Annotated in this window: 16 protein-coding genes; 13 read left to right on the forward strand and 3 right to left on the reverse strand. The window is 69.3% G+C overall.

Annotation, left to right across the window (positions count from 1 at the left end):
• The first annotated feature begins 42 nt into the window (after positions 1-42).
• The 3 genes from ACFVN5_RS13160 (at position 43) to ACFVN5_RS13170 (ending at position 3,269) form a co-directional block, all read left to right on the forward strand.
• Positions 43-534 (forward strand): PLD nuclease N-terminal domain-containing protein, encoded by a 492-nt coding sequence (locus ACFVN5_RS13160; protein ID WP_376955684.1) that lies wholly within the window; start codon positions 43-45, stop codon positions 532-534.
• Positions 527-2,323, forward strand: coding sequence for a 2-succinyl-5-enolpyruvyl-6-hydroxy-3-cyclohexene-1-carboxylic-acid synthase (menD, locus tag ACFVN5_RS13165; RefSeq protein WP_376955685.1), 1,797 nt, complete (start codon positions 527-529; stop codon positions 2,321-2,323). The genes ACFVN5_RS13160 and menD overlap by 8 nt, the downstream gene beginning before the upstream one ends.
• Positions 2,324-2,408: 85 nt before the next feature.
• Positions 2,409-3,269, forward strand: coding sequence for a polyphosphate kinase 2 family protein (locus ACFVN5_RS13170; protein ID WP_376955686.1), 861 nt, complete (start codon positions 2,409-2,411; stop codon positions 3,267-3,269).
• 247 nt (positions 3,270-3,516) lie between these two features.
• Here ACFVN5_RS13170 and ACFVN5_RS13175 read toward each other — a convergent pair whose 3' ends face one another.
• Positions 3,517-4,809, reverse strand: a complete 1,293-nt coding sequence (locus ACFVN5_RS13175) for an isochorismate synthase MenF (protein WP_376955687.1) — start codon at positions 4,807-4,809, stop codon at positions 3,517-3,519.
• A gap of 75 nt (positions 4,810-4,884) precedes the next feature.
• Positions 4,885-5,169, reverse strand: a complete 285-nt coding sequence (locus ACFVN5_RS13180) for a DUF427 domain-containing protein (RefSeq protein WP_376955688.1) — start codon at positions 5,167-5,169, stop codon at positions 4,885-4,887.
• A gap of 153 nt (positions 5,170-5,322) precedes the next feature.
• On the opposite strand from ACFVN5_RS13180, the gene ACFVN5_RS13185 reads away from it, so the two are divergent.
• The 3 genes from ACFVN5_RS13185 (at position 5,323) to ACFVN5_RS13195 (ending at position 8,826) form a co-directional block, all read left to right on the forward strand.
• Positions 5,323-6,039 (forward strand): class I SAM-dependent methyltransferase, encoded by a 717-nt coding sequence (locus ACFVN5_RS13185; RefSeq protein ID WP_376955689.1) that lies wholly within the window; start codon positions 5,323-5,325, stop codon positions 6,037-6,039.
• A gap of 243 nt (positions 6,040-6,282) precedes the next feature.
• Positions 6,283-7,407: a polyprenyl synthetase family protein gene (locus ACFVN5_RS13190; RefSeq protein ID WP_376955690.1), complete on the forward strand. Its 1,125-nt coding sequence runs from the start codon at positions 6,283-6,285 to the stop codon at positions 7,405-7,407.
• Between the two features lie 33 nt (positions 7,408-7,440).
• Positions 7,441-8,826 carry an FAD-dependent oxidoreductase gene (locus ACFVN5_RS13195; RefSeq protein ID WP_376955691.1) on the forward strand — a complete coding sequence of 462 codons (1,386 nt, stop codon included), beginning with the start codon at positions 7,441-7,443 and terminating at the stop codon, positions 8,824-8,826.
• 96 nt (positions 8,827-8,922) lie between these two features.
• On the opposite strand, the gene ACFVN5_RS13200 is transcribed toward ACFVN5_RS13195, so the two are convergent.
• Complete coding sequence (locus tag ACFVN5_RS13200; RefSeq protein WP_376955692.1) at positions 8,923-9,246, reverse strand: hypothetical protein; 324 nt, start codon at positions 9,244-9,246, stop codon at positions 8,923-8,925.
• A 95-nt stretch (positions 9,247-9,341) separates the two neighbouring features.
• Here ACFVN5_RS13200 and ACFVN5_RS13205 point away from each other — a divergent pair, with 95 nt between their 5' ends.
• The 7 genes from ACFVN5_RS13205 to ACFVN5_RS13235 all read left to right on the forward strand — a co-directional run bounded on the left by ACFVN5_RS13205 (position 9,342) and on the right by ACFVN5_RS13235 (position 15,494).
• Positions 9,342-9,977: a prepilin peptidase gene (locus tag ACFVN5_RS13205; RefSeq protein ID WP_376955693.1), complete on the forward strand. Its 636-nt coding sequence runs from the start codon at positions 9,342-9,344 to the stop codon at positions 9,975-9,977.
• A 237-nt stretch (positions 9,978-10,214) separates the two neighbouring features.
• The gene (locus ACFVN5_RS13210; protein ID WP_376955695.1) at positions 10,215-10,397 is read left to right on the forward strand and encodes a Flp family type IVb pilin; all 183 of its coding nucleotides are present in this window, start codon (positions 10,215-10,217) and stop codon (positions 10,395-10,397) included.
• An 84-nt stretch (positions 10,398-10,481) separates the two neighbouring features.
• Positions 10,482-10,862 carry a TadE/TadG family type IV pilus assembly protein gene (locus ACFVN5_RS13215; protein WP_376955696.1) on the forward strand — a complete coding sequence of 127 codons (381 nt, stop codon included), beginning with the start codon at positions 10,482-10,484 and terminating at the stop codon, positions 10,860-10,862.
• Positions 10,850-11,827: a pilus assembly protein TadG-related protein gene (locus ACFVN5_RS13220; protein WP_376955697.1), complete on the forward strand. Its 978-nt coding sequence runs from the start codon at positions 10,850-10,852 to the stop codon at positions 11,825-11,827. Before ACFVN5_RS13215 ends, ACFVN5_RS13220 begins: the two co-directional genes overlap by 13 nt.
• Before the next feature lie 66 nt (positions 11,828-11,893).
• A complete protein-coding gene (locus ACFVN5_RS13225; protein WP_376955698.1) occupies positions 11,894-12,637 on the forward strand; it encodes a Flp pilus assembly protein CpaB in 744 nt (247 codons plus the stop codon).
• Positions 12,634-13,989, forward strand: coding sequence for a CpaE family protein (locus ACFVN5_RS13230; RefSeq protein ID WP_376955699.1), 1,356 nt, complete (start codon positions 12,634-12,636; stop codon positions 13,987-13,989). Before ACFVN5_RS13225 ends, ACFVN5_RS13230 begins: the two co-directional genes overlap by 4 nt.
• Positions 13,989-15,494, forward strand: a complete 1,506-nt coding sequence (locus tag ACFVN5_RS13235; protein WP_376955700.1) for a CpaF family protein — start codon at positions 13,989-13,991, stop codon at positions 15,492-15,494. Before ACFVN5_RS13230 ends, ACFVN5_RS13235 begins: the two co-directional genes overlap by 1 nt.
• Position 15,495 lies beyond the last annotated feature (1 nt).

Consider the following 15,495-nt stretch of genomic DNA (forward strand, 5'->3'; position numbering starts at 1 on the left):
TCTCACAGCCCTAACGGGCCGCGACGCGCCTAGACTGTGAGAATGGCCCGGCTGCTCTTCGGACTCGGCGTCGCCGCCGTGATCTTCACGATCTACGCCGTCGCCGACTGCGCGTTCTTCGACCGGACGCGCATCCGCGGACTGCGCCGCGGATGGTGGATCGTCGTGATCCTCTTCGTGCCCATCATCGGGCCGCTGCTGTGGTTCATCATCGGCCGCGGGCGGGCCAACCGCGTCGGCTCCGCACGGGGTCGCACGATGGCGCCCGACGACGACGCCGAGTTCCTTCGTCAGCTCCGCGACGACGCCGCGCAGGACGAGCGAATCCGCCGCCTCGAGCAGGAGCTCGCCGACCTCGACGACGACGACCCCGCGAAACCGTCCAAGCCCGGACGCTCGCAGGGTCGTGCCGCCGGCGAGGTCTCGTCCGACGGGTTCGAGACGGGTGGCGACACCCTCGGCACCGAGCGCAAGCGACCCGACGCCCCCGACGCGCCCGGCGAGGCAGGCCCCTCCGGGCGCCCGAATGGGTGATGCGGAGCCCCGACCGGTCGTGACCCGGCGGAGCCCCGCGAGCGATGCCGCGACGGCGCTCCTCGGCGCGCTCGTGCGCGAGGGCGTGCGCGACGTGGTCGTGGCGCCCGGCTCGCGTTCTCAGGCGCTCGCGCTCGCCGCGGCGGAGCTCGAGCGCGTCGGCGCCATCCGCCTGCACGTGCGCATCGACGAGCGGGGCGCGGGCTTCCTGGCGCTCGGCACGGCCGTCGAGTCCGGCCGTCCGGCGGTGGTCGTGACGACCTCGGGCACCGCCGTCGCGAACCTGCACCCCGCCGTGCTCGAGGCGCACCACGCCGGCGTGCCCCTCATCGTGTGCTCCGCCGACCGCCCGGTGGAGCTCCGCGGCATCCGCTCGAACCAGACCACCGTGCAGCCGGGCATCTTCGCCGGCGCCGTGCGGCTCGAGCGCGACGTCGCTGCACCCAATGACAGCGCAGGCGAAGCGGATGCCGCATCGCGCCTCGCCCGCGAGGCCGTCGACGCGGCGCTCGGCCGCGACGCCTCTGGCGATCCCGTGCCGCATCCCGGCCCGGGCCCGGTGCACCTCAACCTCCAGTACCGCGAGCCGCTGTCGGCCGTGGTCCCGCTCGACGAACCGCCGCGGGCGAGTGCCCGGGGCGAGCGGGCGGCGCTCGACCGTCAGGGCGCGAACGCGGCATCCGTCGACGCGACCGTCATCGAGGCCGGACCGCGCACGCTCGTCGTCGCCGGCGCGGGCGCCGGCCCGATCGCCGAGGAGTTCGCGCGCGCCGGCGGCTGGCCGCTCGCCGCCGAGGTCACGAGCGGCGCGCACTTCGGTCCGAACCTCGTCGTCGCCTACCGCGAGCTGCTGCACGAGCCCGGATTCGGCGACTCCGTCGAGCGCGTCGTGGTGTTCGGGCATCCGACGCTCTCCCGTGAGGTGCCCGCGCTCGTGCAGCGCGACGGCGTCGAGACGATCGTCGTGGCGCCGTGGGGGAGCGAATGGTACAACCCCGGGCACAAGGTGCGCCGCTTCGAGCGCGCGGTGCGCGCGGCCGACCACGCGCAGACACCCGAGGAGCGCGCGTGGACCGGCCGCTGGGTGCGGGCGAGCCGCATGCTCGTCGACGAGGGGCTGCCGGCCGTGGCATCCGTGCGCGACGGCATCGACGAGACCGGGCACGTGTCGGACTTCGCCGCGCAGCGCGAGTACATGCGTGCGCAGCTCGCCGTCGTGCGGGCCCCCGTGACCCGGCGGATGCTCGTCGATGCGCTGTGGGCCGCGACGTGGCCGCACGACCGGCTCGTGTTCGGGGCGTCGAGGCTCATCCGCGACGCCGACCGAGCCGTGCCCGGACGGCGAATCACCGTGCATTCGAACCGCGGCCTTGCGGGTATCGACGGCACCGTCGCGACGGCGCTGGGCATCGCGATCGCGAGCCAGTCGCCGAACCCGGGCTCCTCAACCAGCGGAGGTGGCGTCACCCGGGCCCTCATCGGCGACCTCACGCTGCTGCACGACGTCGGGTCGCTGCTGCTCGGGCAGGGCGAGCAGCGTCCGCGCATCCAGGTGATCGTGGGCAACGACGGCGGCGGCACGATCTTCGACGCGCTCGAGGTCGCCGGTTCGGCCCCGCCCGAGGCGTTCGACCGGGTGCAGTTCACGCCGCAGCAGGTCGACTTCTCCGCACTCGCCGCGGCCTACGGCTGGGCCTACGTCCGCGTCACGACGCGCGGCGAGCTCGACGAGGCGCTCACGGGCCGCATCGACGGCCCGCAGCTCGTCGAGGTGCCGCTCGAGCGCTGACGTTCCGCGCCACCCCTTGCCGCGGCATCCGCCCGCTCGACAGGATGGACCTGCGCGTCGCCGCGTCGCGCGAGGGGAGCGTGACATGAGCCGCGAGTCGTACTGGACCGAGGACCCGAAGCTGCTCCTGCGCGTGGAGCCGGGGTTCCAGCTGATCACCGCCCCGACGGACACGCATCCGGGCTTCGAGGGCAACAAGGCGGGCGGCGTCGCAGCCCTCGCCGAGGGTGCGCTCGTGCTCGCCGACCTCCAGGAGCGCCTCTATGCGAACCACCAGGCCGGCGACGACGGGCGTCGCGTGCTGCTCGTGTTGCAGGCGATGGACACCGCCGGCAAGGGCGGCATCATCAAGCACGTGATGGGCTCGGTCGACCCGCAGGGCGTGCAGCTCGCGGCCTTCAAGAAGCCGACCGAGGAGGAGCTCGCCCACGACTTCCTCTGGCGCATCCGGAAGGAGGCGCCCCAGGCGGGCAAGATCGGCGTCTTCGATCGTTCGCACTACGAGGACGTGCTCATCGGCCGGGTGCGCGAGCTCGCGCCGCCCGAGGAGATCGAGCGGCGCTACGGCGCGATCAACGAGTTCGAGGCCGAGCTCGTCGACGAGGGCACGACGATCGTCAAGGTCATGCTGCACATCTCGGCGGCCGAGCAGAAGGTGCGCCTGCTCGATCGGCTCGAGCGGCCCGAGAAGCAGTGGAAGTTCAACCCGGGCGATATCGAGGAGCGCATGCTCTGGCCCAAGTACCAGGACGCCTACCAGGTGCTGTTCGACCGCACGTCGACGCCGATCGCGCCGTGGTACGTCGTGCCCGCCGATCGAAAGTGGTACGCGCGGCTCGCGGTGCAGCACCTGCTCATCGACGCGCTCGAGGCGATGGACCTGCAGTGGCCGGGCGTCGAGTACGACGTCGAGGCGGAGAAGGCGCGGCTGCTCGCGGCGACGTGACGCCACCGGTGGTCGAGGTGCGAGCGGAGCACGCGTATCGAGACCGGCTTGCGCCATCGGTGGTCGAGTAGCGAGCGAAGCACGCGTATCGAGACCGGCGTGACGCGTCTCGATACGCGTTCGGCTTCGCCGAGCGCTACTCGACGACGGGAGGGCTTCGCCGAGCGCTACTCGACGACCGGAGGGCTGCGCCGAGCGCTACTCGACGACCGAGGGGCTCCGAGCGCTACTCGACGACCGGAGGGGGTCAGCCGCCGAAGGCCTCCACGATCGGACGGAACTTCATGACCGTCTCGGCGAGCTCGTCGGCCGGCACGGAGTCGTGCACGATGCCGCAGCCCGCGTAGGCGGCGACGGTGCCGTCCGGCGCGACCTGGGCGCAGCGCAGCGCGATCGCCCACTCGCCGTCGCCTCCGCCGTCGATCCAGCCGACCGGGCCGGCGTAGCGGCCGCGGTCGAACCCCTCGAGCTCCGCGAGCACCTGCAGCGCCACGCGTCGCGGCGTGCCGGCGACCGCGGCGGTCGGATGCACCGCCTGCACGAGGTCGAGCGAGCTCGATCCATCGCCCAGCGTGCCCTTCAGGTCGGTGGCGAGGTGCCAGAGGTTCGGCAGCTGGAGCGTGAACGGCTCGGGGCTCGTGTCGAGGCGCGCGGTGTGCGGCTCGAGGCGCTTCACGGCGCTCGCGACGGCGAGGGCGTGCTCGGCGAGGTCCTTCGCCGACGAGGCGAGTGCCGCTGCGCGCTCGCGATCGGATGCCTCGCCCGCGCCCCGCGCGGTCGTGCCGGCCAGCACGCGCGCCGAGACCGTGCCGTGGTCGACGCGCACGAGCGTCTCGGGGCTCGCTCCGATGAGGCCGTCGACCGCGTACACCCACGTGTCGGGGTAGTCCTCGGCGAGGCGGTTGATGGTCGCGCGCAGGCCGTCCTCCTCCTGCAGCTCGCCGAGGAGCTGGCGGGCGAGCACGACCTTCTCGAGGTCGCCCGCGTCGATGCGGCGCACGGCCTCGGCCACGGCGGCCTGGTATTGCTCGGGCGGCACCGCGCCCGGTGAGAACGTCACCCGGGGAACGCGACGCCTCGGCGCCGGATCGGGGATCTGGAGCACGTCGGAGGCCGCGGCATCCGCCGCCTCGTCGTCGCCCGTCGCGAGCGCGATGCGGGTGACCCAGGCGCGTCCCTCGCGGATGCCGAGCACGAGCTCGGGCACGACCAGCACGCTCGTCGATTCGGACTCGTCGGCGAACGCGAACGCGCCGAACGCGACGAGACCCGTGCCGGGCAGGCCGACGCGGTCGTCGATGTCGGCGTCGGCGGCGAGCGACGTCCACGCGGCCGCGGCGTCGACCACGCGGTCGCTCCCGCTCGTTTCGATCCGCAGCGTCTCGCCGAGGCCGACGATGCCCTCGCCGCGTCGCATCCAGAGCAGCGGATGCCGCGGGTCGGCGCGCTGGATCAGGGGGGCGAGCTCGTCGACGGGCTCGGTGCGGACGACGAGACGCGGTCGCGCGGCGTGCGACGCCGAGGCATCCGGGTGAATCACCGCACCAGCCTAGAGCCCGGTGGTTGAGGAGCGCCCGGCGGAGCCGGACGCGTCTCGAAACCCCGTGCCGCCGAACTAGGCCGCGACGACCTCCACGCCGTGCCAGAAGGCGACGTGGCCCGCGATCTCGGTCGCCGCCTCGGAGGGCGTCGGGTAGAACCAGGCCGCGTTCGGGTTGCGCTGCCCATCGACCTCGACGTGGTAGTAGCTGGCGGTGCCCTTCCAGTGGCAGACGCTCCGGTTGCCGCTCGACGAGAAGTGCTGGTCGACGAGCGACTCGCGCGGGAAGTAGTGGTTGCCCTCGACCACGATCGTGTCGTCGGACTCCGCGATCACCGCGCCGTTCCAGATGGCCTTCATGGATTCCTCCCCGCGGGCGTCCGCCCGCATAGCTTCCGGGTGATGGAACGCCGCGGCATCCGATTGCATTCCGATGTATGCAGCGCGCTCAGGACCTTCGCAGGCGGGCCGACCGCGCCGGAACGGCGGGCGTGCGCGCCGTAGACTCGAGGGATGACACGCGCGGACCTCGGCAAGGATCCCGACCAGGTCTCGGCCATGTTCGATCGGGTCGCGGCCCGCTACGACCGCACCAACAACGTGCTCTCGGTGGGCAATGCACCGCTGTGGCGGGCTGCCACCACGAAGGCCGTCGCACCGAAGGCGGGGGAGCGCATCCTCGACGTCGCGGCGGGCACCGGCACGTCGAGCGCCAGCCTCGCCAAGTCCGGGGCATCCGTCGTGGCCGCCGACTTCTCGCCCGGCATGATCGAGGTCGGACGCCGTCGTCAGGTGGGCATGCCGAACATCGTCTTCGTCGAGGCGGATGCCACGAAGCTCCCGTTCGGCGACGAGGAGTTCGACGCCGTCACGATCTCGTTCGGCCTGCGCAACGTGAACGAGCCGAAGCAGGCGCTCGCGGAATTCTTCCGCGTCGCGAAGCCCGGCGGACGCCTGGTCATCTGCGAGTTCTCGCACCCACCGGCAGGGGTCGTGAAGACCGGGTACCACGCGTACCAGCGCTACGTGATGCCCTCGCTCGTGAAGCTGTCGAGCTCGAACGACACCGCCTACGAGTACCTCAACGAGTCGATCAACGCGTGGCCCGACCAGCGCACGCTCGCCGGCTGGATCCGCGACGCGGGCTGGGTCGACGTCGAGTGGCGCAACCTCTCGATGGGCATCGTCGCGCTGCACCGGGCGCGCAAGCCCGACCCGGTGGTCGAGTAGCGCCCGGCGCAGCCCCCTCCCGGTGGTCGAGTAGCGCCCGGCGCAGCCGGACGCGTATCGAGACCCATGCTGCGTCTCGATACGCGTCGCCTCCGGCGGCGCTACTCGACGACCGGGCGGGTGCGTCGGCCTCCGGCCGGCGCTACTCGACCACCGGCGCCATCGCCGAGGCGGCGAGCGACGGGGCATCCGCTCGCCGTCATCGACACGGCTCACAGGAACCGCACCGGTAGGCTGGGGAACGTGAAACCGAGCAGTCCGGTCGCCCGACGCGGCTCCGCGCTCGCCGCGAATCTCGGCTTGAGCGAGCGGGTCTTCGCGTCATCCGCCGACCGGGCCATGGCGCGTGCGATCGACGACGGCATCGAGCGCGTCGAGGCCGGCCTCCTGCGCGAGGTGAGCTTCGCCGACTCGATCGCGGACGTCTCGACGCGCTACCTGCTCGAGGCGGGCGGCAAGCGCGTGCGTCCCATGCTCACGCTGCTCACGGCCCAGCTCGGGGCGGGCGTCACCGACGACGTCGTCACCGCGGCCGAGGCCATCGAGATCACGCACCTCGGCTCGCTGTACCACGACGACGTCATGGACGACTCCGAGCGCCGCCGCGGCGTGCCGAGCGCGCAGACCGTGTGGGGCAACTCGGTCGCGATCCTCACGGGCGACCTCCTCTTCGCCCGCGCCAGCCAGCTCATGGCGAGCCTCGGCGAGCGGGCGATCCGCATGCAGGCCGACACGTTCGAGCGCTTGGTGCTCGGCCAGCTGCACGAGACGGTCGGGCCCACCAACGGCGACGACCCGATCGCGCACTACATCCAGGTGCTCGCCGACAAGACCGGCTCCCTCATCGCGGCGGCTGCGCAGTCGGGCGTCGTGTTCTCGGGCGCCGACCCCGCCTTCGAGAAGCCGATCGTCGAGTTCGGCGAGAAGATCGGCGTGGCGTTCCAGCTCATCGACGACGTCATCGACCTCTCGCCGCAGCCCGAGGAGACCGGCAAGGTTCCGGGCACCGACCTGCGCGCCGGGGTGGTCACGCTGCCGCTGCTGCGTCTCGATGAGCTCGCACGCACGGATGCCGCATCCGCCGACCTGCTTCGCCGCATCAAGCGCGACGTGGTGACCGTCGCCGAGCCCGCCACCGCGTTCGACCCGCACGACACGAACACGCAGGCCGCGCGCATCGTGCCGTCGCGCCGCACGGTCGACTCGATCGTCGCGGAGCTGCGCGAGCACGAGGCCACGCGCGCTACGCTCGCTGAGGCCCACCGGTGGGCGCGCGAGGCCGTGGATGCGCTCGCGCCGCTGCCCGAGGGCAGCGTGAAGAAGGCGCTCACGCGATTCGCCGAGACGATCGTGGAGCGACAGAGCTGACCGACAGCCAGACCTGATGGAGAGACCACGCCCGTGACGAGGAACAAGCTGCGACTCGCGATCGTCGGAGCCGGCCCCGCCGGCATCTATGCCGCCGACATCCTGCTGAAGGCCGAGCGGAACTTCGACGTCTCGATCGACCTCTTCGACCACCTCCCCGCGCCCTACGGACTCGTGCGCTACGGCGTCGCGCCCGACCACCCCCGCATCAAGGGCATCATCACCGCCCTGCGTGAGGTGCTCGACCGCGGCGACATCCGCATCTTCGGCAACGTGCGCTTCGGCACCGACATCACGCTCGACGACCTCAAGCACCACTACAACGCAGTGATCTTCGCGACCGGCGCCGTGCGCGACGCGTCGCTCAACATCCCGGGCATCGAACTCGAGGGCTCCTACGGCGCCGCCGAGTTCGTGAGCTGGTTCGACGGGCACCCCGACTACCCGCGCACCTGGCCGCTCGAGGCCGAGGAGGTCGCGGTCATCGGCAACGGCAACGTGGCCCTCGACATCTCGCGGATCCTCGCGAAGCACGTCGAGGACCTGATGCCCACCGAGATCCCGGCGAACGTCGCCGCCGGCCTCGCCGAGTCGCCCGTCACCGACGTGCACGTGTTCGGCCGCCGCGGCCCGACGTCGGTGAAGTTCACGCCCCTCGAGCTGCGCGAGCTCGGCGAGCTGCGCGACGTCGACATGATCCTGTACGACGAGGACTTCGACTACGACGACGCCGCACGCGCGGCGGTCTCGGGCAACAAGCAGGTCTTCGTCATCGACAAGGTGCTGCAGCAGTGGCGCCAGCGCGAGGTCGGGCAGGCATCGCGTCGCCTGCACCTCCACTTCTACGCCAAGCCGCTCGAGGTCCTCTCCGACGGCAACGGCCGCGTGGGCGCCATCCGCTGGGAGCGCACCGAGCCCGACGGCGCAGGCGGCGTGCGCGGCACGGGCGAGATCCGCGAGCTGCCCGTGCAGGCCGTCTACCGCGCGGTCGGGTACTTCGGCACGCCGCTGCCCGGCATCCCGTTCGACAAGAAGTTCGGCGTGATCCCGAACCACGAGGGCCAGGTGCTCATCCGCGACAAGGAGTCGGGCGACCCGCGCCAGATGTACGGCGTCTACGCGACCGGCTGGATCAAGCGCGGCCCTGTGGGCCTCATCGGGCACACGAAGTCCGACGCCATGGAGACGATCCGCCACCTCATCAACGACCTCGGCAACTGGTGGCGTCCCGAGTCACCGTCGGAGGAGTCGGTGATCGAGATGCTCGAGTCACGCGGCATCGAGTGGACCGACCTCGACGGCTGGCACCGCCTCGACGAGCACGAACTCGCGCTCGGCGCGGCCGAGGGCCGGGTGCGCGTCAAGGTCGTGCCCCGCGACGAGATGGTCACGATCTCGCGCGACGAGCTGGCGAGCTAGGTCCCGGTGGTCGAGTAGCGCCGGCCGAAGCCGACACCGGTGGTTGAGGAGCGCCCGGCGGAGCCGGACGCGTCTCGAAACCACGCCCCGGGTACCCTACGACTGATGCCCGACCGGCGGCTCGCCGACGAACTGGTGCGCCTCCCGGGCCAGCTCCGACCAGAGCTGCAGATCGGCGACCCGCACCCAGTTGCGGCTGTCGCCGCCCTTCGTCGAGTGGAACGCCACGGCGATCCCGCGCTCGCGCAGGTCGGCCGAGCGGGCCTCGGGCAGCTCCACGACGAGGTCGTCGTCCTCGAGGAACGCGAACAGCCGGCCCTTCACGAGCAGGCCGTCGGGCGTCAGATCGACGTCGTAGTCCTCGTCCATGAGCAGCTCGCGCGTGACCGCTTCGTATGCGAGCTCGACTTCGCCGGCCATGTCGCCCCCTCCGTGTGGTCCCTCCACTGTGGCAGTCGCGGCGCACGCTGTCGATGCGTCGAGCCGCTACGCTGCACATCATGCCGCTCGAGACCGTGACCACCGCCGTGGTCGCGGCCATCGTCGGGGCCGCCCTGGGGTGGTGGCCGCTCGCCGCCTGGACCCAGTATTCGATCAAGGGCGAGCGGATGCCGCTGCGCACCGTCCGTGTGGCTGGCGCCGTCGTCACCGCCGTCACATACGGCGCGCTCGCCTGGCGGTTCGGCCTCTCGTGGATCCTGCCCGCCCTGCTCGTCTTCGCCGCGGCATCCACGGTGCTCGCCCTTGTCGACCTCGCTGAGAAGCGGCTCCCGAATGCGGTCATCTTCCCGACGCTCGGGGTCGTCGGGGTGCTGCTCGTCCCGCCGACGTGGGCCGCGGGCGAATGGATGGCTCTGGTCTGGGCGGCTGCCGGAGCGGCGGGGATGTTCGCGGTGTACTTCGTCATCGCCTTGATTTCGCCCTCGGCTATGGGCATGGGGGACGTCAAGCTCGCGCTCGTGATCGGCCTCCTGCTCGGGTGGTTCGGGCTGAGCGCGTGGGTTGTCGGGTTGCTCGCCGCGTTCGTTGTGGGGGGCATCATTGCGATCGTGGCGCTGCTGTTGCGGCGCGTCACCCTCCGTGGGTCGATTCCGTTCGGTCCATCGATGCTCGCAGGTGCTCTGATCGCGATGCTCTACACCGGTCCCTGAACTCGCCCAAAGATTCTCGTGTCAACCCCCTTGGGGTACACGTTCGTACCCCCAGACCGGGGGACCAGGAATCGGTGAATCCGCGATTTTCCGGGCTTTCCCACGGGCTCATGTGCTGCAAACGCTCTCAGACCCCCAAACGGGGCATGGCTCGGTATGCATACGCACGGTTACCGTCAATCAGCCGCTGGTGCCCGCCGGCGGCAAGTGTTACCCCCGAACCCGAAGGATCCTGCAATGCTCAAGCTCTACACGCGCGCCCAGGCGCGCCTCAACGCCCTCCGTGCCGACGAGTCCGGCAACGCCGCTGAGTATGGCCTCATCATCGCGATCGTCGCGCTGGGCATCGTCGTCGGCCTCGGTGCACTCGCGCTGGCGCTCAACGGCATGTTCACCGACGTGGCGACCGAGCTCGGCTAGACGTCCACGAAGCGACCGCATCTGCGGCGAGGCGGACTCCGGGGCCACCCGGGGTCCGCGTCGCCGTCGATCGGAAGGATGCGCATGCGTAGGATCTCCCGAGAGCGGGGGGCCGCCGCCGTCGAGTTCGCGCTCATCGTCCCGGTGCTCCTGCTCCTGGTGTTCGGCATCTTCGAGTTCAGCCGGTTGTACAACGAGCAAATCTCGCTAAGCAATGCGGCGCGCGCCTCTGCACGCGTAATGGCGATCTCGAACGACCAGGTCAAGGCGAGGACGGCGGCGACGTCCGGCGCTCCGGCGCTGGACCCGTTGATCGCCGGCGGGCAGGTGTCGTTCTCCCCGGCGACGTGTTCGCCCGGCGGGACCATGACGGTCACCATCACCTACCCCACCGACCTCCTGACCGGCTGGTTCGGCGCATCGATGACGCTTACAGGTAAAGGGGCCATGCCATGCGGCGGCTGATTGGGCACGCTGACCGCGAACGCGGCGCGAGTGCTGTGCTGTTCGGGCTCCTGCTGATCCCGCTGCTCGGATTCGGTGGGATCGCGGTGGATGTGGGCGCGCTCTACGCCGAGAAGGCGGAACTGCAGAACGGCGCCGATGCAGCGGCACTGCAGGTTGCGGTCGCGTGTGGCAAGAGCGAGACCGCAGCAGCCTGCATTAGTCCGACTCCGGCATCGATCGCCGGAGCGAACGACTCGAACGACAACGTCGCCGACATCCAATCGGTCGCCGTGAACACGAGCTCCAACATCGTCACAGTGAAGACAAAGACCGAGAATCTCGGCGTGCGGCATCCTCTCGCGTCGATGATCCCGGGGATCGGCGATGCAACGGTGGTGCACGCGGAGGGCGCCGCCGAGTGGGGCGTTCCCGTGCGTGGAACAACCATCCCTCTGGCCATCGGGTATTGCGAGTTCGCCGACCATCCACCGCAGGAGGGCGTGGCGAATCCGACGAAGATCCTTGTGGAGTACAACACGGGCACGAGGCGGAACTGTCCTGGCGCCTTCGCTCCTGGCGGTTTCGGATGGCTGGCTGACTCCGACTGCTCCGTCGTAGTCGACGTTGCCAACCCCTGGGTAGCGAGCACGACCGGGAACAACGCCAATGGAACCGGATGCAACGACAGCCTCTTCGCGAGTCTGATCGGCCAGACGGTTTTTCTCCCCGTCTACGACGATTTCACCGGCACCGGCAACAACGTCCAGTTCCACGTCAGGGAGTTCGCCGCCTTCAAGGTGACCGGCTTCAAGATCACTGGTGGCAATAGCTACACCGACCCGGGGGCCCCCCGCTGCACGGGCAACTGTCGCGGTATCCAGGGCTACTTCATGAAATACGTCTCTGTGAGCGACGCTTTCAAGCTTGGCAGCGGCACGGGGGCAGGGACCGGCGCTGCGATCGTCCGACTCATCCTTCCGTGAACCTGCATAACCTGACATGACTCGGCTGTTCCAGACCGCCGGACTCCCTACAGAAAGGCGCCCGAGATGATCCGTATCATCGGTGCGATCGTGGCAGTGCTCCTCGCTGTCGCTGGAGGCTTCGCCCTCTACCTCTACGTACAGAGTGCGGACGCGCGCGCAGCCGAAGGTGCCGAGTTCCAGAAGGTGTACATCGTCACGGACGAGGTGCCCCAGGGGACGCCCGGCGAGTCGATCAACGAGTTCATCGAAGTCGATGAGCTGCCCGCGATCTCCATCCAGTCCGACATCGTCACCGACCTGACCACGCTCGAGGGCCTCGTCGCCAATGCGACCCTGTATCCGGGTGAACAGCTCATCGAAGCCAGGTTCTCGAACCCCGAAGAGCTCGCCGCCGAAGGCGAAGTCACGGTCCCCGCGGGCATGCAGGAGATCACCGTCGCACTTCCGGTCGAACGCGTCGTCGGCGGAGCGGTGGTGCCCGGCAGCAAGGTGGGCGTCGTGATCTCGTCGAACACCGCGAGCCAGTCGGTGAACGACCAGACCGCGCAGACCCAGTTCACCTACCACGGCATGCTCGTGACCCGCGTCACCCCCGGTCGGACGCTCGTGTCGGGCGACTCGGAGGAGTCGACCGAGGTCAGCGCCTTCCTGGTCACGCTCGCAGCGACCACTCCGCAGGTAGAGAAGATCGCCTACGCGGCGGAGCAGCAGGACGACAACAACGGCGGCATCTGGTTGACGCTCGAGCCCGACACCGCCGACCAGTCCGGCAGCACCCAGCGCAACGGGGAGAACATCTTCCAGTGACCAGGTTCTTGCTGGTCAGCCGTAGTGCGGAGTACGAGTCGCGACTCCGCAGGTTGATCCGTGCGCGCTTGCAGATCGTACCGGCCGAGTACGTCACCTTCGGTGCCGAGGCGGTCGTCGACAAGGTCGTCGGTCAACCGCGGATCGCACTACTCGGACCACTACTCAGCTTCGAGGAGACGAAAGCGCTCAGCGAGAGCCTCAGCGCGCGGTACCCCGGCATCGGGCTGATCGTCGTCCGCGAGCAGCGCTCCGATCTCGAAGACTGGGTGGACGGGATGGAGATCCACGCGGTCCTCAGCCCGGATGCCGCCGACTCGACCAACGAAGGGCTTATCACCCGCCTCGACTCCTGGCTGGCGGTGTCGGGCCGCCTTCCCGACGACGGGGAAGAGTTCATCGACGAGTCAGAGGTCGAGGAAGCGGAGGGTGACGACGTACTCGTTGCCCTTCTGAACCCGCAATTCGAGCGGGAATCGCGGCCCGCGCTCGAAGAGACGGACCTCGACGACGAATCCGAGCCGGAGGCGGAGTCGGAGCCAGATCCCGCAGAACCCGAGTGGATCCTCCCGCCGATCGCAGAGAACGTGAGGTCCGAGGTCATCGTCGTCGCGGCCCCGAAGGGCGGCCAGGGCAAGACCACGACAGCCATCAATCTCGCGGCGGGGCTCGCTGAAGTCGAACCGAACTCCGTCGTGTTGGTCGACGCCGATGTCCAGTTCGGCGACATCGCCAATGCCCTGGATCTCGAACCCCACTACTCGCTGACCGATGTCGCTCAGGCCGGAACCGATGAGGTCGCGCTGAAGGCGCTCCTGGCGCATCACGATGACGACTTCTTCGTCATCGCTGCGCCACCGTCACCGGAACTCGCGGACCACGTCACGACCGCGTCGCTCGGTGCACTGCTCGATCGCCTCGCGACCATGTTCCGCTACGTGATCGTCGACACGACGCCCGGTCTCGGTGAGCACACGTTGACGGCGCTCGAGCATGCGACCGACGGGGTGTTCGTGACCAACATGACCGTTCCGAGCCTGCGTGCCCTTCGCAAGGAATTCGAACTGCTCGTCGCACTCAACCTCGTGCCCAACAACCGGCACATCGTGCTCAATTTCGTCGAGAAGAACAACGGACTCCTGCGGAAAGATGCGGAGACCATCATCGGAGCCCAGATCGATGTCGAGGTTCCGCGATCGACCGCGGTCGTGCTCGCTTCGAACGATGGTGTTCCCCTCATCCACCACGACGTCCGAGATCCGGCTGCGAAGGCGATACGCGGGGTCGTGCTTCGAATCGATCCCACCGCGGTTCCGACCCGGAAGCGCATCCACAGGAAAGCGAGGGCGTGATGAGCCTGAGTGATCGGCTCGAGCGCGCCAAGGGCGTACATCGAGCGGCGGAAGCCGAGGAATTCGACCTCACGCTCCAAGAGCCTGCGCTCGTCGACGCATCGTCGAGTGTGACGGAGGAGAGCGATTCCTCGTCGGTCGAATCCGAGCAGCACACGAGTACGTGGACGGCATTGACCGGGAATGCGGAGCCCGCACCGGTCTCGGATGCACTCCTGGAGCTCAAGGAGCGTGCAGCGGAGGAACTGTTCCGTCGGATCGGATCGCGTCTCAACGACACGACCCTCACCGAGGAGAAGCTTCACGCACTCGCGCGCGAGGAGCTCGGTTACATCGTCGAGGCCGAGCAGGTGGCGCTCACCAGTGCCGAGCGGAACCGTCTCATCACCGAGATCGGCGCCGACGTGCTCGGATTCGGTCCGCTCGAACCGCTGCTCGACGACGCGCACGTCACCGAGATCATGGTCAATCGGTTCGATCAGATCTACGTCGAGCGCAATGGTCGCCTGTACGAGTCGCGGAGCCGGTTCACGGGCGAGCCGCAGCTGCGTCGGGTGATCGAACGGATCGTGTCGCGAGTGGGTCGTCGCATCGACGAGTCGTCCCCACTGGTGGATGCACGCCTCGCTGATGGATCGCGAGTGAATGCGATCATCCCCCCGCTCGCAGTCGACGGGTCGTCGCTCACCATCCGGAAGTTCTCGCGCACGCCGTACACGGTCGACGACCTCATCGGCTTCGACACCCTCACGCGCGAGATCGCCACGTTGTTGGACGCGTCAGTGCGCGGGAAGCTCAACATCCTGGTCTCCGGTGGAACCGGCACGGGAAAGACCACGCTCTTGAACGTGCTCTCCGCGTTCATCCCCGGCGACGAGCGCATCATCACCATCGAGGACGCCGTCGAGCTCCAGCTGCAGCAGGAGCACGTGGTGCGCCTCGAGAGTCGGCCGGCGAACATCGAGGGTCGGGGCGAAGTCACGATCCGCGACCTCGTTCGGAACTCGCTCCGCATGCGGCCCGACCGCATCGTGATCGGCGAGGTTCGTGGTGGTGAGAGCCTCGACATGCTCCAGGCGATGAACACCGGTCACGAGGGATCTATATCGACGATCCACGCCAACTCGCCGCGCGACGCTCTGGCCCGCCTCGAGACGCTCGTGCTGATGGCAGGCATGGACCTTCCGCTCCGTGCGATCCGTGAGCAGATCTCGTCCGCGATCGACCTCGTCGTGCAGATCTCCCGGCTCCGGGACGGCACGCGGCGCGTGGTGAGCTTGACCGAGGTACAGGGCATGGAGGGCGACATCATCACCCTGCAGGACGCATTCGCCTTCGACTTCGCCGCGGGCGTAGACAGTGACGGGCGCTTCCGAGGACACGCGGTTCCGACCGGCGTGCGCCCTCGATTCGTCGACCGGTTCAACGATCTCGGAATCGTGGTCCCGACGACGATCTTCCAGTATCAGCCTCGCGATCCCTACGGTTTGGGTGAGCTGGGATGAC

Source organism: Agromyces sp. NPDC057865 (genome assembly GCF_042796995.1).
Classification (GTDB): domain Bacteria; phylum Actinomycetota; class Actinomycetes; order Actinomycetales; family Microbacteriaceae; genus Agromyces.